Origin of the sequence: Acidaminobacter hydrogenoformans DSM 2784 (assembly GCF_900103005.1) — a bacterium.
In the GTDB taxonomy this organism is placed as follows: domain Bacteria; phylum Bacillota; class Clostridia; order Peptostreptococcales; family Acidaminobacteraceae; genus Acidaminobacter; species Acidaminobacter hydrogenoformans.
Genome location: NZ_FMWL01000004.1, coordinates 198,966 through 218,935 on the forward strand (window position 1 = coordinate 198,966; position 19,970 = coordinate 218,935).

Sequence of the window (19,970 nt, forward strand, 5' to 3'; positions counted from 1 at the left end):
TTTGATAAACTAATATAGTCTAATTTTATCGTAACTCAGGAGGATTCTCATGGACCTGAAAGGCAAGATCAGAGAAATTCAGGATTTCCCAAAAGAAGGCATCAGTTTTAAGGATGTCACGACGCTGCTTGCGGATGGAGAGGCCTACGCTTACGCGATTGATAAGATGCTGGCATCCGTTGAGGACGTTGAGTTTGACGTCGTGCTCGGACCTGAAGCCAGGGGGTTTCTGATTGGCGCACCTATCGCTTATGCGGCGAGAAAGGCGTTTGTTCCAGTCAGGAAACCGGGGAAGCTGCCTTATGAAACTTATCGCTTTGAGTATGAGCTGGAATATGGCACAGATGTGCTTGAAATTCACAAGGACGCGATCAAGCCTGGTGCACGGGTGTTGATTGCGGATGACTTGCTGGCTACAGGAGGTACGGTGGAGTCGATTATACGGATGGTCGAAGAATTTGGCGCTGAAGTGGTCGGCTGCGTTTTCCTTATAGAGTTGTCGTTTTTGAACGGCAGGGAGAAGCTTGGCGGATGCAGGGCGGAATCCCTGGTGTATTATTAATTTCAGAATTTAAGAACCTCAGGGTCTAAACGCGAGACGTTGTCCCTGGAGCCCGCAGGAAGGTTATTTTTGCGGGCCTTTTTCGAACGCGGGATTTGTGAACTGGAACTATGGGCAAATTTTTATGAACTTGTGTCAACGGACGGAATTAGCATGGCACAGAGGGTGTGGTGAGCGAGATGAGCCTGGAAAGTTTTATCATGAAGCTGGAACAATTTAATCCTTACCTCAACATGGATCGCATCATCAAAGCGTATCAGTTTGGGGAATCTGCCCATAGCGGGCAATTCAGGAAGTCGGGGGAGTCTTATTTTACGCACCCGGTCCAGGTCTCGCTTATTCTCGCGGAGCTGGAGCTCGACGAGGACACCATTATTGCGGGGCTGCTTCACGACGTCATTGAGGACACGCGTTATACGTTCGGGGAGCTTGAAAAGGAGTTCGGACGTCAGGTGGCACTTCTGGTGGACGGGGTGACAAAGCTCGGTCAGATTCAGTACGAGACCAAGGAGGAGGCCCAGGCGGAAAATCTTAGAAAGATGTTTCTGGCTATGGCTAAGGACATCCGGGTCATCTTGATCAAGCTGGCGGACCGGCTGCACAACATGCGGACGCTGAAGTATATGACGGATTCCAAAAAGCGTGAGAAGGCTCAGGAGACGCTGGAGATTTATGCGCCAATAGCGCACAGGCTTGGTATTTCCCGTTTGAAATGGGAGCTGGAAGATCTGAGCTTCTTGTACCTGGATCCGGAAGGGTATTATGATCTGGTGACGAAGGTCAATCGTAAGCGTGAGGAGCGGGAGAGTTATATCAACAGTGTCATCAAGGACATTCGTGAGGCGCTGAAGGAAGTGCAGATCGACTGCGAGATCGTTGGGCGGCCTAAGAATTTTTATAGCATTTACAAGAAAATGATTTATCAGAATAAAAACTTTGAAGAAATATACGATCTTACAGCTATCAGGGTCTTGGTGGATTCCATCAAGGACTGTTATGGGGTGCTGGGGATCGTTCACAATCTTTGGAAGCCTATTCCCGGGCGTTTCAAGGATTATATTGCCATGCCTAAGCCGAATATGTACCAGTCCCTGCATACGACTGTGATTGGGTCACAAGGGGAGCCTTTTGAGATTCAGATCCGGACCGCTGAGATGCACCGGATCGCGGAATTTGGTATTGCGGCCCACTGGAAGTATAAAGAAGGTATTGAGAACGCAACTCAGGATGACATGGAGAAGCGGCTCGCCTGGCTGCGCCAGATGATGGAGTGGCAGCGGGACTTGAACGATCCGCGGGAATTCATGGAATCTCTGAAGATTGATTTGTTCACGAACCAGGTTTTCGTGTTCACGCCAAATGGCGAGGTCATTGAACTGCCTGTGGGTTCGACCCCGGTGGACTTTGCTTACAAGATTCACTCCGCGGTCGGGAATAAGTGTGTGGGAGCGAAGGTCAGCGGTCGGATTGTGCCGCTGAACTATAAGCTTGCGAACGGTCAGATTGTTGAGATCCTGACGTCGAATGCTTCTCAGGGGCCAAGTCGGGACTGGCTGAAGTTCGTGGTGAGCACTCAAGCGAAAAATAAAATCAAGCAGTGGTTTAAGAAGGAACGGCGCGAGGAGAACATTGACAAGGGTCGTGAGATGTTTGAGCGCGAGGTGAAGCGCAATGGTCTTCAGGTGAAGGAGCTCATGAAGAATGAGTGGCTGGAGCCTATCCTTTCGCGGCTGAGTCTGCATTCTGTGGATGATATGTATGCGGCGCTGGGTTATGGCGGGATCATGCTGAACCAGATTGTGCCGAAGCTGCGGGAGAAATATAAGGCGACGGTGAAGGTACCGGCTATGCCGACTGATATTCCGGCAGGTGGACATGTATCGAGTGAGATTCATGAAGGCAAGGAGCGGAAGTCGAAACCATCGGCAACAGGGATCATTTTGGAGGGGTACGACGACATTTTGGTGCGTTTCGCGAAGTGCTGCAACCCGGTGCCGGGGGACGACATTATTGGATACATCACCCGCGGGCGGGGTGTGACGATTCACCGGGCGGACTGTACGAATTTCGAGAAGACGGAGGACGCGAACAACCGGTTTATTGAAGTGTCCTGGGACAACCGCGGAAAACAGGTGGCGTACGCGTCTGAGATTCAGATTATTGCGCCGGACCGCAAGGGGCTGCTCGGGGAGATTACGGTGCTGATTTCGGAGTTTAATCTCATTGTAACGGGCGTCAACGCCAAGCTGACGAAGAACAACATGGCGATCATCAACCTGCAGGTGGAGATTAATGATTCGGAGCAGCTGGTGAAGCTGATCAAGAAGATTCAGAATATGCCGGAGATCATTGAGGTCAAGCGGGTGACGTCTTAGGCGGGGCTGGTTTGGCGGAGCTTGGCTGGATCAGTTGAATAGCTGACCACACAGCACTGTGGCTTCAATTTTTAGTGATTCACGGCTGTTAATAGAAATATTGTGGTAAATATAGTTTGCGGAGGTTTATTATGCGCGCAGTGATTCAGCGCGTCAGGCGGTCGTCTGTTACAGTGGATGACAGGGTGACTGGTGAGATTGGTCATGGCCTGATGGTGCTTTTGGGTGTTGAAGATAAAGATACGGAAAAAGACCTGGATTATATGGTGGACAAGATTCCGAATTTGCGGATTTTTGAAGATCCGGATGGGAAGATGAATCTGTCGCTGATGGACGTGGGCGGGGAGCTGCTTGTTGTCTCTCAGTTTACGCTGCTTGGGGATGCCAGGAAGGGTCGCCGTCCAGGATTTACAGACGCGGCGCGGCCTGAGAAGGCTAATGCCATGTATGAGACGCTGGTCGAGCGGATTGCGTCGCTTGGGGTCAAAGTGGAGACGGGTCAGTTTCAGGCGCATATGATGGTGGATATCCTAAATGATGGGCCGGTAACAATTCTGCTGGACAGTCATAAGTTGTTTTAATGGCTGGATTTAAGCGATTTAGCAGGATTAAATTATTGATTTTTATTGAAATATGATGCACCTTGGTGACAGTTGGGTATAAAAATTTCAGGGCTGCACGGCTGCTGAGGGATGGAATATGTGGATGAGTGTCTTTTGACCAATGACTTATGACGGATGAATGTTGTATTGTGTCGATAGGTCGTAAGCGTTCCGCAGTTCTAAAATTATAAGCTGAGTGCAAAAATGATAAGCGCCTTTTGGCGCTTATTTTATGTAGTGGTCCTTTTGGATTTATTAGGATTTGTTTGAACTATCTTGAGCTTTTATAGTGATGAGGAGTGGGTTGTCTTGAAAATCGAAAGAATTCCAGCTGGTGTTTATGCAGCCAATTGTTATGTGATTTCGTCAGAGGAGACGCAAAAAGGGGTTATTGTGGATCCTGGCGGGAGTGTTGATAAAATTTCTGGTTATTTAGAGGAAAATGGAATTGAGCCTGTCATGATTCTGTTGACTCATGCCCACGGTGACCACATCATGGGGGTGCCTGAGCTTAAACAGTATTATCCGGTAAAACTTGGAGTTCACAAGGGCGATCTTGAGATGCTTGCCAATGCGTCTGTTAATTTGTCCAGCCAAATGACGGGACCAACGGTTGGAATTGAGCCGGATTTTACCTTTGAGGATGGGGACGTACTGACAGCCGGGGATTTGAAGTTTGAGGTCATTCATACACCTGGTCATTCTTTGGGTGGTGTTTGTTTTGTTATTGGGGATTATGTGATTACAGGAGATACTCTTTTTGCAGGGTCGATAGGACGAACGGATTTGACTGGTGGGGATTATGACACGCTGATTGACTCAATTGCCAATAAATTATTGTCGCTATCTGATGATTTGGTGGTATTGCCGGGGCATGGGCCTGCGAGCACGATCGGAAAAGAGCGGTTTGGAAACCCGTTTTTGAGGGGGCGCTGGACTTGATTCGGATTATTGTAAAGTTTGAGGGTTTTGATGGTTTACTGGATTTTCAGGATTCTAAAGGCTTGAAGACAAACTTTGATCATAGCAGCTGCCTGCAAGACCTGCGAGTACTCGCAGGTCTGTTTGTTTTGGAGGCAGAGGTGGTTGAAGGAATGGATGGTGGGGGTGATGTTGGGGGTCAGACCTGCGTGGAATGTTTGAATGACGATGGGGGACAGACCCGCGCGGTTTTCCTTGTATTTAAAATGGATGAAGCAGGGATTGAAGGACGATTTGCAGATGCGGACAGTACAGAGGAAAAAGTCGTTCAGTTAAGCTTTGAGGCGCATCAGGATTTTGTTGGGAAGAATTTAGCAAAGAATATGGTGAAGGCGGCATTTTTTGATTTGATGGGTCGCCGGTTTGAAGTGAAGACGAGCTGGGGAATTTTGACGGGGATCAGGCCGGTGAAGCTTGTGCATGATTTGATGGATGCCGGATTTGAGGATTCTGTGGAAATTCGCGACTATTTGAAAAGGCATTATAGGGTGTCGGAGGAAAAGATTCAGCTGGCTATGAAGGTGGCGGGGCATGAAAATGAGATTTTGAGACGAGAGCATGAGCGGGTTTCGGTGTATTTGTGCATTCCATTTTGTGCGACCCGGTGTTTGTATTGCAGCTTTCCGTCGAATCCTATGAAGCAAAAGGGACATTTGGTCCCGGCGTATTTGGAGGCGATGGTGCGGGAGATAGGGACCATCGGCAAATACCTTGAGGAAAGTGGGCGTGTGGTAGACTGCGTTTACATTGGGGGCGGGACACCGACGAGTTTAAACGAGTCTGAGTTCGAGATGCTGCTGGGGGCGGTGGACAGGCTTCTGGTGCAGCCGCTGAGCGCGGCGGCTGGTGGGCTGCGGGAGTACACTGTCGAGGCGGGGCGGCCGGATACAATTACTGAGAAAAAGCTGCGGGACATGAAGCGGTATGGGGTCAGCCGGGTGTGCATCAATCCGCAGACCATGTCGGACGCGACGCTGCGGCGGATTGGGCGCAGCCATGATGCCGGGGCAGTGGTCGAAGCGTTTGAGCTGGCGCGTGAGATTGGGTTTGAGGTGATCAACGCGGACTTGATTGTGGGGCTGCCGGGGGAGGCGGTCGAGGACGTGGTGCACACTGCTGAGGCTATTAGGACGCTGCGGCCTGAGAATATTACGGTGCATACTTTGGCGGTGAAGCGGGCCTCCCGGCTGAATGAGGAGCGGGGTGTATATGAACGGGGGCTTGAGGCGTCTGCGCTTCAGGTGGACGCTATGTATGAGGCGGCGCTTGAGGTCTTTGGCGAGGCGGGGTATGAGGCCTACTACCTTTACCGGCAGAAGAATATGGTGGGGAATTTAGAAAACGTGGGTCTGACCCTGCCGGGTCATAAGTGCCTTTACAATATCAGGATGATGGGGGACCGGCATTCTATTGTGGCTATTGGGGCAGGTTCGGTGACGAAGCTGGTGTCCCGTTTGGATGGCGGAGTCGAGCGGCTCGCGAACGCGAAGGGTGTTGAGGATTATATCAACCGGATTGATCTGTTGATAGATCATAAAATTGAGTGGTTGACACGCTTTGAGTGATTCTCTATAATTAACATAACTTGATAGTCGGGGCTCGGAACGTAGTAGCGGCGTTATATCTTCAGCGAACCAGGGGTGGTGGGAGCCTGGTGATCCATGGCGCGTCTTGCGAAGGACAACCGGTGATATTGGCCCTGAGTGAAATTAAGAGGGATTATTCCAATTAGGGTGGCACCGCGGGTATTTCAGACTCGTCCCTAAGCATTGCTTAGTGACGGGTTTTTTTATTTGGTTTAAAAGGTGCGTGTTTGGGGGTTGCTGCTGAAGTTTTTTTGACTGCTTTATTGTTTTTTTTATTGTTTTTTTGCTTTCGTTAGAATGTAACAATGGTTTGTTAGCTGCCTTGAGCTTTCGGGGTCAGACCCGCAAAATTTATCTTGAAGTAGATTGAAATATGAGTTAAAATGTTTTTCAAATACTAAAACTATTTCAAGGTTCAAGGCGCTGTTTTTCTCTAATATAAGAAAAATCATAACACATGGAGGGAATGGCTGTGAAACGCACACATTATTGTGGTGTTCTGAGAGATGAGCACATTGGTTCGAGAGTTGTACTAAAAGGTTGGGTCCAGAGGAAACGAAATCTTGGCGGATTAATTTTCGTGGATTTGCGTGACCGGGAAGGCATTGCGCAGATCGTTTTTGATACGGCTGTCTCTCAAGAGGCGTTTGACTTGGCTGAAACTTTGCGGGGTGAATTCGTTATTGAAGTTGAGGGCGTTGTGCGACTCAGAGAATCTATCAACACGACGATTCCAACGGGGAGAATTGAAGTATTCGCTGACCAATTGGTTGTCATTAATGAATCTGAGATTCCACCGATTCACGTTCAGGATGACGACGACGCTGGTGAACGGCTGAGACTGAAATATCGATATCTCGACCTTAGAAAACCAAAGATGCAACAGAAGCTTCGATTGAGAAGCAAGGTGACGCAAGTCGTCAGGAATTTTCTTGAGCAGGAAGGCTTTATTGACTTTGAAACGCCAATGCTTACAAAACCAACGCCAGAAGGCGCACGGGATTATTTGGTGCCAAGCCGGGTCAATCCTGGCAAGTTTTACGCTTTGCCGCAGTCCCCACAGCTGTTCAAGCAAATTTTGATGGTATCTGGCTTCGATAAGTATTATCAGATCACTAAATGTTTCAGGGATGAGGATTTGAGGGCAGACAGGCAGCCTGAGTTTACTCAAATTGATATTGAGATGTCCTTCGTCGAGCCGGAGGATGTCATGGAGGTCAACGAAAGGATGTTGGCGAAGGTTTTTGAGGAGACTTTGGGGGTCAGACCTGCGTTGCCGTTCCCTCGACTGTCCTTTGATGAAGCGATGACCCGGTACGGCAGCGATAAGCCTGATACGAGGTACGAACTTGAGCTCGTTTATTTAAATGAAATCGTCGCGGACTGCGGGTTCAAAGTATTTACTGACGCAGTTTCAAAAGAGGGTGACGTTCGAGGCATCAATTTAAAGGGTGCGTCTGATCACATCAGCAGAAAAGAAATCGATAAGCTGGGTGAGTTCGTCAAGACTTATGGCGCTAAGGGTCTTGCTTGGATCAGATTAACCGCTGAAGGTATCAATTCACCAATTGCCAAGTTTTTTACCGAGGATCAAATGGCAGCTCTGTTAGAAAAAATGCAGGGTGAAATGGGGGACATTTTGGTCTTCGTGGCGGATAAACCTCAGGTGGTATTCGACAGTCTTGGAGCCTTGAGACAAGAAGTCGCGAAGAAATTGAATCTAATTCCTAAGGACGTATATAATTTCCTCTGGGTCACTGATTTCCCTCTCTTTGAGTATGATGAGGAGACTGGACGTTTTGTCGCGAAGCACCATCCATTTACATCGCCAAGAGATGAGGATATTGAGCTGCTGGGGTCAGACCCTGGTGCTGCCAGGGCAAAAGCCTATGATATTGTCCTGAATGGTTTTGAAATTGGCGGGGGAAGCATCCGGATTCACAAGCCGGAGGTCCAAAGAAAAATGTTTAGGGCGCTTGGCTTCTCGGATGAAAAAGCACAAGAAAAGTTTGGTTTCTTGCTCGAAGCGTTTAAATATGGTACGCCACCTCATGGCGGTATAGCCTTTGGTCTTGATAGGCTCGTCATGCTGATTACAGGCAGCGACAATATTCGTGAAGTTATTGCTTTCCCTAAAACCCAAAACGCAAGCTGCTTGATGTCAGAAGCGCCATCCTGGGTGGACGAGGATCAGTTGGAAGAGCTTTCAGTTCAGGTGAAACTGACTGAGGCAGTTGTCGCAGAAGAGACAGAAGTTTAGTTGGTGTTTTTTCGCTTGGGTGAGGTTGTTTTGTTGGGGTCAGACCTCCATTAAATGAGACCTCCCTCAAATGGTGATGCAACAAACGGAGATGGCTCTAACGGGGTCAGATGAGGTGAAAAAATGATTAGACATGGGATCGTGGTTGAGGCCGGCGGCGAGCGCGCCGTGGTGCAGCTGACGAGGCACGCGGCTTGAGGCGACTGCGGTGCTTGCCAGTTGGGCGAGGAAAATATGGAGATGTCAGTGGAGGTCATGAATCCCATTGGGGCTGAGGTTGGCACCAAGGTGGAGATCGAACTGGCGGACGAAAAGGTTTTAACTGCAGCGTTCATTGTTTATGTGATCCCAATGATCGCTTTATTCGCAGGGATCGGTCTTGTACAGCTGGTGTTCAGTCAACTTAAAAATGTTGAAGTGTTGAGCGCGATTGCGGGTATAAGTTTGATGGTTCTTACCTTTCTCATCATTCGCAGAAATGACAAGGCGAGACGAGAAGGCGGAAAATATGAAATGGAAATATCAAAAATTTTGGAGGAGGATGAGAACACATGCTCAATACGAACTTAAAAGATGTAGATTATGAGGTTTTTGAAGCACTGCAAAACGAAAACAAACGTCAGGAAATGGGTCTCGAGCTGATCGCTTCAGAGAACAACGTCAGCACAGCTGTCATGGAGGCTATGGGCAGCGCCTTTACGAACAAGTACGCGGAAGGTTATCCTGCAAAGCGTTACTACGGTGGCTGTGAATTTGTCGACGTCGTCGAGAACCTCGCTATTGACCGCCTGAAGAAGCTCTTCAATGCAGAGCACGCTAACGTACAGCCGCACTCTGGCGCAAACGCCAACCTCGGTGTCTATTTTGCCATGCTGAAGCCTGGTGACACGGTTCTTGGCATGAACCTCTCCCATGGTGGTCACTTGACTCACGGTTCCCCGGTCAATATTTCCGGCGTCTATTTCAACTTCGTAGACTATGGTGTCAGCAAAGAGACTGAGACTATTGACTATGATGAAGTCCGCGCAAAAGCGATTGAGCACAAGCCTAAAATGATTGTCGCTGGCGCAAGTGCTTATCCAAGAAAGATAGATTTCAAGAAATTTAAAGAGATCGCAGATGAAGTAGGCGCTCTCCTTATGGTAGATATGGCGCACATCGCTGGCCTCGTTACGGCTGGACTCCACGAGAATCCTTGCGATTACGCTGATTTCGTCACTACCACGACCCACAAAACCCTTCGTGGCCCTCGCGGCGGCGCGATCCTCTGTAAAGCGGAGTACGCAAAGGCAATTGATAAGGCTATCTTCCCTGGCATCCAGGGCGGCCCTTTGATGCATGTGATCGCTGCAAAGGCTGTCAGCTTTAAGGAAGCTTTGACAGACGAATTCAAAGACTATCAGAAAAAAGTGGTCGAAAACTGCCAAGCTCTCGCTGAAGGTCTCAATGAGCGCGGCTTCAAGCTTGTTTCCGGCGGCACGGATAACCATCTCATGCTCGTCGACCTCAGAAATAAGGGCCTTACTGGCAAAGCTGCTGAGAAAATGCTCGGCGAAGTTCACATTACGGTCAATAAGAACACGGTGCCTTTTGAGACAGAGAGCCCGTTTGTCACGAGCGGTATTCGTATTGGTACAGCGGCAGTGACTTCAAGGGGCATGGGCACTGCTGAAATGAAAATAGTCGCGACGCTGATCGCAGATAACCTCGAAGGCAAGAGATCCAATGAGGAAATTGCAGCCGACGTCAATGCACTGTGCGCGAAGTTTAGAATTTACGAGTAGTAAATAGTTTTAAAGCATAAGACTGCCGATGGTTCTTGGTCTGCCCTTAGGAAACGGGGTGGGACATGGGACCATCGGCAAACCTATTTTTAGGTGACGGGTTGGTCGTTTATGATCATGAATAAATACTCTGGTCGGGAGGAATACCCTTGGACCAAAAATTGTTGATTTATGCAGCGCAAAATATTTTGCGGGAAATTGAGGAAGGCATTCACATTGTTAACCGTGAGGGTGTCACCGTGGCGTACAACGAAGCTATGGAAAAAATTGAGGGGTTGTCAGCGGAAACGGTCATAGGGCGGCATTTGCTGGAGGTTTTTCCGAACTGGACTCAAGAGAACAGCACGCTGCTGATGGCAATGTCTCACCGAAAACCAGTGCAGCAGAAGATGCAGAGCTATCTGAACCTGAAGGGGAAGCGGATCACCACGGTGAATACGACTTTTCCAATTTTCGATGGGGAAGAGATGATTGGGGCTGTGGAGATTTCGAAAAACTTTACGGATGTCACAAACATGTCCGAAAAGATCCTCGACCTTCAGGCTAAGCTGATAAATCCTGAAAAGTACAAGTTTCAGGTGCGCACGCATTTTACCTTTGATCATTTGATTGGGCGCAGTCCGTCATTTATGGAGGCGATTCGGATCGCCCGAAGGGCTGCGGACACGACTTCCAGCGTGTTGATCCACGGAGACACGGGAACCGGCAAGGAGCTGTTTGCCCAGAGTATCCATAGTGCCAGCGTGCGCTGGGACAAGCCGTTTATAGCTCAGAACTGCGCGGCAATCCCGGATACACTGCTGGAGAGTATTCTCTTTGGTTCGGTCAAAGGGAGCTTTACCGGGGCGCTGGACCGGCCGGGGCTTTTCGAACAAGCCAATGGCGGCACGCTTTTTCTCGACGAGATCAACTCCATGAGTGAGGAACTGCAGGCCAAGCTGCTGCGGGTACTTCAGGAAAGCTATGTCCGCAGGGTGGGTGGTCAAAGTGACGTTAAAATCAACGTCAGGATCATTGCGGCCACGAATGAGGATCCATTTGAGCTGATGCAGTCCGGCAAGTTCAGGAAGGATTTGTTTTACCGGTTGAATGTCATTTATATTAAGCTGCCGCTGCTTTATGAACGGCAGGAGGATATTGGGCTGCTGGTGGATCATTTTATCCGACAGTATAATGAGAGTCTTGGAAAAGATGTGTGGATGCTTTCCGGTGAGGTGGCTCAGTGGTTCCGGGACTACATGTGGCCGGGCAACGTGCGGGAGCTGCAAAATTTTATTGAGTCCGCCATGAATATGGTGACGGATGAGCATGTCATTGGGCGAGAGCATTTGCCGTCCCATGTGGCGGAGCTTCTTCGGGGTCAGACCCGCGCGGAAGTTCGAGAAACAGATGCAGGGGGTCAGACCTCCTCGGATGTTGTCGAGGAAGATGCAGGGGGTCGGACCTGCGCAGTTCTTCAGCGTGGCGACGAGACCCTGAACGATTATTTGAAAAGCATTGAGCATGGGGAAATCGAAGCTGCAATGGTTCATTTTGAAGGGAATATTTCGAAGGCGGCGCAGAGTTTGGGGCTTTCGAGGCAGAATTTACAATACAAATTGAAGCAATTATCAGAGCGTATGGTGGAATAGTCCCAATCCTCCGGAGCTTCGCAGCGGGGGACAGGGACTTACAAGAGAAAAAGCAAAATATTTTGCGCTATTACCGCAAAATATTTTGCTTTTTTCGTTGTTTAAAATGATTTGATTATAACATACTCAAAAAATATCATTAATGTCTGAAAATTATGAATAGTTATGCTCTTTTTAGAGAATTTTAATATAAAAAAACAATTAATTTTGACTATATATTCAATATTGGCAAGAAAATCGGGTAAGGGAAATAAGGAATGTGAAAAAATGCAGCATTACCTTCATTAATTGTGGTTATAATGAGGCTTTGAGTGCGCTTTGCATAATTTGATTCATTGTGTGGCGGTTGAGTGTGGGATGAAGGGACCATCGGCAGAAATTTTTTGTTTTTTGGAAATCGACTCGAATTTTAACATAACATAAGCTTTTTGGCACGAAGCTTGCTTATATAATTGGCAAGACCCACGAGCGTTGGGTAAATTTTCGGAGGTGGCAATTATAATGGAAAGAGCAAATGTTAAAGTAGCAATCTGGGGCTTCGGTGCAATGGGCAGCGGTATGGCAAGAATGATTCTCAAGAAAAAAGGCATTGAGATCGTCGCTGTAGTCGACCGCAATGCAGCACGTGTTGGCAAAGACATGTACGAAGTTCTGGGCGTCGAGCGCGGCGACCGTAAGCCTGTCATCATCAGCAATGATTTTGACGCGACGATCACTGAAAAGTGCTGCGACGTCATCATGACGGCTACTGATTCCTATACAAAAGAGGCGTTCCCAAGACTCAAGGCTTGCCTCGAAAAGAAAATCAACGTCATCTCCACTGCTGAAGAAATGGCTTACCCGCAGGCGCAAAGCCCTGAGCTCGCAGCTGAGCTCGACCGCATTGCTAAGGAAAACGGCGTTTCCATCCTCGGCACAGGCATCAACCCAGGTCTTATGATGGACCTTCTCGTCGTCTGTATGACAGGGTGCATGGAAGATGTTGAGAGCATTGTCGCAAAGCGCGTCAACAGCCTTTCTCCATTTGGTCCTGCCGTTATGCATGAGCAAGGCGTCGGCATCACGGTTGAAGCCTTCGATAAGGGCCTCCAGGACGGTACACTCGCTGGTCACGTAGGCTTTTCAGAGTCCATTCATATGATCGCTGACGCGATTGGCTGGAAGGTCGACAAGTTCGAGCAGCAAATGAGCCCAATCGTTACACAAGTGGACAGAAAGTCTCCTTACGGCTTTGCAGCTGCTGGCGACGTTGCTGGTGTCAACATGACTGGCCAGGGCCATGTCGATGGCGAAGCGAAAATCCTCATGTATCACCCACAGCAAATTGAACCTGAAATGGTTGGCGTTCAGACGGGCGACTACATCACCATCAAAGGCTCACCGGCGATCAACATGGCGAACACGCCTGAGGTAGAGGGCGGCATTGGCACTTACGCTATGTGCGTCAACATGATCCCTCACGTCATCAACGCGGCGCCGGGCCTTCAAACCATGATTGACCTTCCAGTGCCACGCGCGATCATGGGCGATTTCAGAGATTTTATTAAGTAGTAAGCGTTTCTGCCGCGAAGGCGGTTCTTGGAAGTGCGCAAAGAAATCTTGAATATAAACTGCGTCTGGGGGCCTGCCAGTGTTTTGGTGGGCTGCGCCAGTGCAGTAACTTTTTCCGCCGATGGTCATAAATCCACCAAAAATCACCAAGCCGCTTTTTCGAAGTGCTGGCGGGGTGGGGGTTGGGGGGATGGGGGACCATCGGCAGAAAAATGTACTGGTGTTGAATTTAGAATTTTGGGGATCAGGGCATAGTTGAGGATCTCCAGTTCACTGAGGTTGAGATGAAAAGGATGGTGTTCACTATGGCAGCGAAAAAAGGGGATTGGGTGCGCGTCCACGATACAGTGTTGACGCCGGCGCAGCGTGCGCCGCAGGTGCCTGATGATACGAAGGCCGTGCCGCTTGAGCTTTGGGTCAAGGGGATTGCGGAGAGCGACGCGGAGATTGGCGAAACGGTTGAGGTCGTGACGCTGACTGGAAGGAAGGTTTCCGGTGAGCTGGTCGAGGTGTTCCCGACCTATTCCCATTCATTTGGGGATTATGTGCCGGAGCTTCATGTGATTTCATGCCAGCTTCGAAGCATTTTGTTCGGAGGTGACGATAATGAGTAATGCAGTAAGTAATCCAGCGATTGTGGACAATTCGTATGAGGCGGTCATGAGCCGTCGCAATGAAATTATGAAAAAAGCGGTCGGCATTGACTACGCGGATTTTGAGAGCGGCGCGATCGCGTTTGACTACGAAAAAATGATGAAGGAAACCGGCTATACCCTCGAGGAGATTCAGAAGATCCAGAGTCAAACGAGTGTTGGGAATACGCCGATTTTTGAACTTAAAAATATAACGGCGCTCGCCAGGAAGTATGCGGCGCCGGGCAAGGGTGCAAGGATTTTTGTCAAGGATGAGGCAGGGAATCCGTCTGGCAGCTTTAAAGAGCGCAGGGCAGCAACGGCGGTTTATCACGCGAAGCGACTTGGCTACAAGGGCGTCATTGCGGCGACCAGCGGAAACTATGGCGCGGCGGTGGCTTCGCAGGCAGCTATGCAGGGCTTGAAGTGTATTGTGGTTCAGGAGTGCTTCGATTCCAGAGGCGTGGGTCAGCCGGAGATCGTCGAGAAGGCCCGTAAGTGCGAGGCCCATGGGGCTGAGGTCGTTCAGCTTTCCGTTGGACCGGAGCTGTTTTACACGTTCCTGAGACTGCTGGAAGAAACGGGTTACTTTAACGCTTCTTTGTATACGCCATTCGGTATTGCGGGTGTTGAAACCCTTGGCTATGAGCTCATCATGCAGATGCGCGAGCGCGTAGGCAAAGACCCGGATGTGGTCATTGCCACGAATGCTGGCGGCGGCAACCTGACGGGGACGGCGCGGGGCCTGATTAAGGCTGGGGCGGTCAATACAAAGGTCGTAGCGGCGAGTGTCAACCTTGCTGGGCTGCACATGGCGAGTGACACCATGTTCAACAAGAAATCCTTCACAACGGGGCACACGGGCTTTGGCGTTCCGTTCTCGACCTGGCCGGACCGTTCTGACGTACCGCGTTCCGCAGCGCGTCCGCTTCGCTACATGGACCGTTATTTGCTGGTCAATCAGGGCGAGGTGTTCTACATCACGGAAGCCATGGCGCAAATTGAAGGTCTTGAGCGTGGTCCGGCGGGGAATACGGCCCTTGCGGCAGCGTTCTCGCTGGCTCAGGAGATGGATCAGGATCAAATTATTGTGGTTCAGGAGACGGAGTACACGGGCGCGGGCAAGCATCATGCGTCGCAGCTTTCTTTTGCTCGGAACAACGGCATTGAGATTGTTTTTGGTGAGCCTAAGACAGAGGTCGCTGGGAAGACGATTGTAATTCCTGAGAACCCTGGCATGATTAAGGCAGTGGATATGGATATGACAAAGCTTCGTAAGTCTTTGATCAAGAATGCGATTGCCAATAATAAAATTGAAAAGCTTGAAGGCGTCAGTGATGCTGACGTGGCGTTCCTCGCGGCTGAGACCAAGACGGATGAGGCATTTGTCCGGACGGCACTGAAGGAATTGTTTTAGGAAAAAATGTGAATGGGGTCGGACCCGCCAAAAATCTGACGGGGTCGGGCCTAAAAAAATAGACTGTCGGGGTCAGACCCGCAAAAATGGTGTTGGCTCCACAAAACGGGGTCAGACCCGCGAAAATCCCACAAAATTAAGAGGAGGTTTCAAATGAAAGGTTCTGAAAGAAGAGCAGATGATTTCGAAGCAAGACGCGAGCATCTAAAAAACATGAGCGACGAGCAACTAAAGGATTATTTTTGGCAGTTGACAGAAAAGGTGGTTGATCCGCTTCTGGAGCTGGCACGCACACATACAACGCCTTCTGTCGAAAGATCTGTACTGCTTCGCATGGGCTTCTCCAGCCTCGAAGCTAAGCCGATTGTTGAGGGCGCCATCGACCGCGGCCTGATTGGCCATGGTACGGGCAACGTCGTCTACCGCATTGCCAAAGAAAAAAATGTTTCTGTACGCGAAGCTGGCCTTGCCTTGGTAGAAGGCAAGTACTGGGACGACGCTGTAGCAATTTTTAAAGGGGGTAAACGATAATGACGACTCAATACACTGACAAACTTGATATCCGCGCCATTATCAGCGACCTTGAAAGCTACGCGCCAAAGCGTCGCGGCTGGACTTGGAGAAAGCCTGCACCAGGCCTGAAGCTTGGACCATTTGAATTCTCAGACTGCAGTGAGCCGCTCGAAAACGGCATAGGTATTCCTTGCGACATTCAATACTTTGGAAACCTCGATCCCCAGCCCCTCAACACGATCACCACAGAGATCGCGTCCGGCCGTTTTGAGGACGACATCCGCCGCATGCGCATGGCAGCATGGCATGGCGCTGACCACATCATGGTTATCAGAACCGCTGGCCAGTCCCACTTTGACGGCTTGATTGAAGGCTCCCCACAGGGCATTGGCGGCATTCCAATTACGAGAAAGCAAGTCAGAGCCCACAGAAAAGCCCTCGATATTATTGAGGAAGAAGTTGGCAGACCGATCAATTACCATTCTTACGTTTCAGGCGTCGCAGGTCCGGATGTTGCTGTCATGTTCGCCGAGGAAGGCGTTAACGGCGCCCACCAGGACCCGCAGTACAACGTCCTTTACAGAAACGTCAACATGGTTCGTTCCTTCATCGATGCCGCTGAGTCCAAGGCACTCATGGCGTGGGCGGATATGGCCCAGATTGACGGCGCCCACAATGCCAATGCGACGGCGCGCGAGGCCTGGAAAGTCATGCCGGAGCTCATTGTCCAGCACGCAATCAACTCAAAATATTCGGAAAAGGTCGGGATGAAGCGGGAAAATATTTGTTTGTCGACGGTGCCACCATCGGCAAGCCCTGCACCTGCACTTAAATTTGACCTGCCATACGCGGTTGCGCTTCGTGACTTCTTCGAAGGCTACAGGATGCGCGCCCAGATGAACACGAAGTACATCACATCCTCCTCGAGGGAAGCGACGGTCACACACGTCCTCAACATGATGATTTCCAAGCTCACCAGCGCGGACATCCAGTCCACGATCACGCCGGACGAGGGCAGAAACGTGCCTTGGCACGTGTATAACATTGAGGCGTGCGATACGGCGAAGCAGACGTTCGTGGGCATGGACGCGCTCATGGAAATGGTCGAGCTTAAAAAAGAGGGCTTCCTGCGGGAGACCGCTCGTGAGCTGAAAGAGCGCGCGGTGCTTTACATGGAGGAAATCCTTGAGGTTGGCGGCTATTTTGAGGCGGTCGAAAAGGGCTTCTTCGTTGACTCGGCAAAATATCCTGAGCGTAACGGTGACGGCATTGCCCGCAAAATCGACGGCGGCGTGGGCGCAGGCGCGGTGTTCAAGCGCGAGGACGACTACATGGCGCCGGTTACGGCGCACTATGGCTACAATAATGTGGCTCAGTACGGCGAGGCGTTTGCGGCGGATCCGGCGAAGCTGATTGACGGGTGTACGCTGGAAGATCGCTCCAAGATTGTTTATATCAACGAGCTCGACGAGAACGATAACGTTGAGAAGCGCATTGAAGAAGTGGCGAAGTATTATGACACCAATGTCATCAAACCTGAAGTACAATGGCTTGCCGATGGTGTCGTGACCATCGACCTCTTCCTCCCAACCTCCAAGCGCAAAGCAGAATTCGCGGCGATTGAATTCGCGAAGAAGATGAACCTCACAGACGTGGAGGTCATCCACCTTGAGATCATGCATCCAGCGGAAGGCACACGGGTTCAGGTCAAGGGTGTCGTAGGCTTTGAGATCGACCTCGATAAGCTGGAGATTCCTGCTGAGCCTGAGATCCTGACAGATGAAGAAATCCGTGCGATTGTTGATGAAAAGCCGATGCTCCTTGTCGCTGCAACGGTCGGCGAAGATGAGCACTCTGTTGGCATGCGCGAGATCATTGACATCAAGCACGGTGGGATTGAGAAGTACGGCATAGAGGTCGAGTACCTCGGTACTTCCGTACCGGTCGAGAAGCTTGTGGATGCGGCGATCGAGCTGAACGCTGATGGCATCCTCGCGTCAACGATCATCTCACACGACGACATTCACTACAAGAACATGAAGAAGCTCCACGAGTACGCAATCGAGAAGGGCGTGCGCGACAAGCTTTGCCTCGCGGCAGGCGGCACGCAGGTTACGCCAGAGATCGCGCGTAAGAACGGCATGGACGAGGGCTTCGGCCGTGGCACGAAAGGTGTCCACCTGGCGACGTTCCTTGTGAAGTGCAGGGAAGAGAAGCAGAAATAGGGATTTAAGATGAGTACAGCGGGGGTCAGACCCAGGCAGCCGGTACTGGTGTGTGGACACGGTGCTTTGGTTTTCGCAGGTCTGACCCCCGCTGTTAATTTTGTTAATAATGAAAATACAAAATTGAAAAATAGTTGTAGGCTTTAAATTGCCTATAGGTTATAATCTGTTTATGTGACTTGTTAAAAGCGGGTCTGACCCCCAATGTTGTAAAGGCGGGATAATTATGAAGTTTGATGTGCTAGTTGCAGAAATAGGAAGTACAACTACAGTAGTTAATGCATTTACAAATTTAAGTATAGATCCGACTTTTGTTGGACAAGGACAAGCGCCAACAACCGTGCTTGATGGTGATGTCAACATTGGCCTCAGCAATGCGATTGACGATCTTCGTTCGAATCTTGGCGTTGATTCAATTGATTACAATGAACTGCTTGCCACAAGCTCGGCAGCAGGTGGATTAAAGATGACAGTGCATGGACTTGTTTATGACATGACGGCTAAAGCTGCCAGGGAAGCCGCATTAGGAGCGGGTGCTAATATTCACCTTGTTACAGCTGGTAGACTTCGACGAAGCGATCTAAAACATATAGAGAACATAATGCCGAATATTATTTTAGTAGCAGGTGGAGTTGATTATGGTGAAAGAGACACTGCAATGCACAATGCAGAAATGATTGCAGGTCTGGAAACAAAAGTTCCCGTCATTTATGCCGGTAACGTACAAAACCATGATGATGTCCAAGAAGTTTTTGAGGAAAACGAAAAGTCAAGTCTATTATATCTTGTTGATAACGTGTATCCTAAGATAGATGTGTTGAATGTCGAACCAACCAGGAAAGTCATTCAGGATGTGTTCGAAGAACACATAATTCATGCACCTGGAATGAGCCATGTAAGGGATTTGGTTAATGGACCAATTATCCCAACACCAGGTGCTGTAATGGAAGCAGCAAAGTTACTCAAAGAAGAGCTTGGTGATCTCATTGTATTTGATGTTGGTGGTGCTACTACAGATCTCCATTCAGTAACAGATGGCAGTGAAGAAATCAACCGAATTCTCATCAACCCTGAACCTACTGCAAAAAGAACAGTTGAAGGAGATCTGGGTGTTTATGTCAATATGCTGAATATTGTAGAGCAAATTGGCAGGGATAAACTAATACAGGATCTTCAAATTGATGCTGAAACACTTGAAAAATTAATTGAAACTCATCCGCCAATACCAAAAACAGCTCTTCAGATCAAATTTGTTGAACGTTTGACATTAGAAGCAGTTGTTCAGTCGGCGCATCGCCATGCAGGTGCTTTTAGGGATCTATTTGGAGGATCAGGAAAAACTCGCATGGCAGAAGGAAAGGACCTTACAAGCATCCAATATATTATTGGAACGGGTGGTGCCTTAACGCGTCTTCCTAATCGAGTGGAGATCATGCAGGAAGTTGCTAAAAGTAATAAAGGAAATAAACTATTGCCAACACCTGAGGCAAAAATTCTGGTAGATAATGATTATATTATGGCATCACTTGGTGTTTTATCAAAAGAATATCCAGAAGCAGCACTAAAGCTTTTAAAGAAAAGTATGAAATTGATATAACATCAGATTTTAGATGTATTTTGATTTCCTTCAAGGTCTGACCCACGTGTTAAATAGGATTCGCGACAAATCCAGCCATCATCACATTACGTCGTGGGTATAGGGTCAGACTTTGATTGAAATATATAGATTTCTATCAAGGTCTGACCCCCTGTAAAAGGATTCGCGACAAATCCAGCCATCATCACACTACGTTGCGGATAAAGGGTCAGACTTTGATTGAAATAATTTGATTTCTTTCGAGGTCTGACCCC

At 49.2% G+C, this 19,970-nt stretch carries 15 protein-coding genes and 1 pseudogene; all 16 read left to right on the forward strand.

The window, feature by feature from the left end; all coding sequences use genetic code 11:
• Positions 1-49 precede the first annotated feature (49 nt).
• Entirely contained in the window at positions 50-562 is a 513-nt protein-coding gene (locus BLP63_RS06095) for an adenine phosphoribosyltransferase (protein ID WP_092590019.1), read from the forward strand.
• Between the two features lie 179 nt (positions 563-741).
• A complete protein-coding gene (locus BLP63_RS06100) occupies positions 742-2,937 on the forward strand; it encodes a RelA/SpoT family protein (protein ID WP_092590020.1) in 2,196 nt (731 codons plus the stop codon).
• A 131-nt stretch (positions 2,938-3,068) separates the two neighbouring features.
• Entirely contained in the window at positions 3,069-3,518 is a 450-nt protein-coding gene (dtd, locus tag BLP63_RS06105; RefSeq protein ID WP_092590021.1) for a D-aminoacyl-tRNA deacylase, read from the forward strand.
• A gap of 330 nt (positions 3,519-3,848) precedes the next feature.
• Positions 3,849-4,481, forward strand: coding sequence for an MBL fold metallo-hydrolase (locus tag BLP63_RS06110; protein ID WP_092590022.1), 633 nt, complete (start codon positions 3,849-3,851; stop codon positions 4,479-4,481).
• Positions 4,478-6,085: a coproporphyrinogen dehydrogenase HemZ gene (hemZ, locus tag BLP63_RS06115; RefSeq protein ID WP_092590023.1), complete on the forward strand. Its 1,608-nt coding sequence runs from the start codon at positions 4,478-4,480 to the stop codon at positions 6,083-6,085. Before BLP63_RS06110 ends, hemZ begins: the two co-directional genes overlap by 4 nt.
• Before the next feature lie 487 nt (positions 6,086-6,572).
• Positions 6,573-8,366 carry an aspartate--tRNA ligase gene (gene aspS, locus BLP63_RS06120; protein WP_408605863.1) on the forward strand — a complete coding sequence of 598 codons (1,794 nt, stop codon included), beginning with the start codon at positions 6,573-6,575 and terminating at the stop codon, positions 8,364-8,366.
• Between the two features lie 213 nt (positions 8,367-8,579).
• A pseudogene (locus BLP63_RS06125) lies at positions 8,580-8,936 on the forward strand (SoxR reducing system RseC family protein); the annotation flags it as partial.
• On the forward strand, positions 8,918-10,150 hold the full coding sequence (locus BLP63_RS06130) for a serine hydroxymethyltransferase (protein WP_092590026.1): 1,233 nt from the start codon (positions 8,918-8,920) through the stop codon (positions 10,148-10,150). The pseudogene BLP63_RS06125 and the gene BLP63_RS06130, both read left to right, overlap by 19 nt.
• A 149-nt stretch (positions 10,151-10,299) precedes the next feature.
• Positions 10,300-11,781, forward strand: coding sequence for a sigma-54 interaction domain-containing protein (locus BLP63_RS06135; protein ID WP_139159784.1), 1,482 nt, complete (start codon positions 10,300-10,302; stop codon positions 11,779-11,781).
• A gap of 501 nt (positions 11,782-12,282) precedes the next feature.
• The gene (gene ord / locus BLP63_RS06140; RefSeq protein ID WP_092590027.1) at positions 12,283-13,332 is read left to right on the forward strand and encodes a 2,4-diaminopentanoate dehydrogenase; all 1,050 of its coding nucleotides are present in this window, start codon (positions 12,283-12,285) and stop codon (positions 13,330-13,332) included.
• A 33-nt stretch (positions 13,333-13,365) separates the two neighbouring features.
• Complete coding sequence (locus tag BLP63_RS16670; protein WP_139159785.1) at positions 13,366-13,587, forward strand: hypothetical protein; 222 nt, start codon at positions 13,366-13,368, stop codon at positions 13,585-13,587.
• A 50-nt stretch (positions 13,588-13,637) separates the two neighbouring features.
• Positions 13,638-13,946: a 2-amino-4-oxopentanoate thiolase subunit OrtA gene (gene ortA / locus BLP63_RS06145; RefSeq protein WP_092590028.1), complete on the forward strand. Its 309-nt coding sequence runs from the start codon at positions 13,638-13,640 to the stop codon at positions 13,944-13,946.
• On the forward strand, positions 13,939-15,381 hold the full coding sequence (gene ortB, locus BLP63_RS06150) for a 2-amino-4-oxopentanoate thiolase subunit OrtB (RefSeq protein WP_092590029.1): 1,443 nt from the start codon (positions 13,939-13,941) through the stop codon (positions 15,379-15,381). The genes ortA and ortB overlap by 8 nt, the downstream gene beginning before the upstream one ends.
• Positions 15,382-15,534: 153 nt before the next feature.
• Entirely contained in the window at positions 15,535-15,912 is a 378-nt protein-coding gene (locus BLP63_RS06155; RefSeq protein ID WP_092590030.1) for an ornithine aminomutase subunit alpha, read from the forward strand.
• Entirely contained in the window at positions 15,912-18,119 is a 2,208-nt protein-coding gene (oraE, locus tag BLP63_RS06160) for a D-ornithine 4,5-aminomutase subunit OraE (protein ID WP_092590031.1), read from the forward strand. The genes BLP63_RS06155 and oraE overlap by 1 nt, the downstream gene beginning before the upstream one ends.
• A gap of 226 nt (positions 18,120-18,345) precedes the next feature.
• Positions 18,346-19,716: a GlmL-related ornithine degradation protein gene (locus BLP63_RS06165; RefSeq protein WP_092590032.1), complete on the forward strand. Its 1,371-nt coding sequence runs from the start codon at positions 18,346-18,348 to the stop codon at positions 19,714-19,716.
• Positions 19,717-19,970 lie beyond the last annotated feature (254 nt).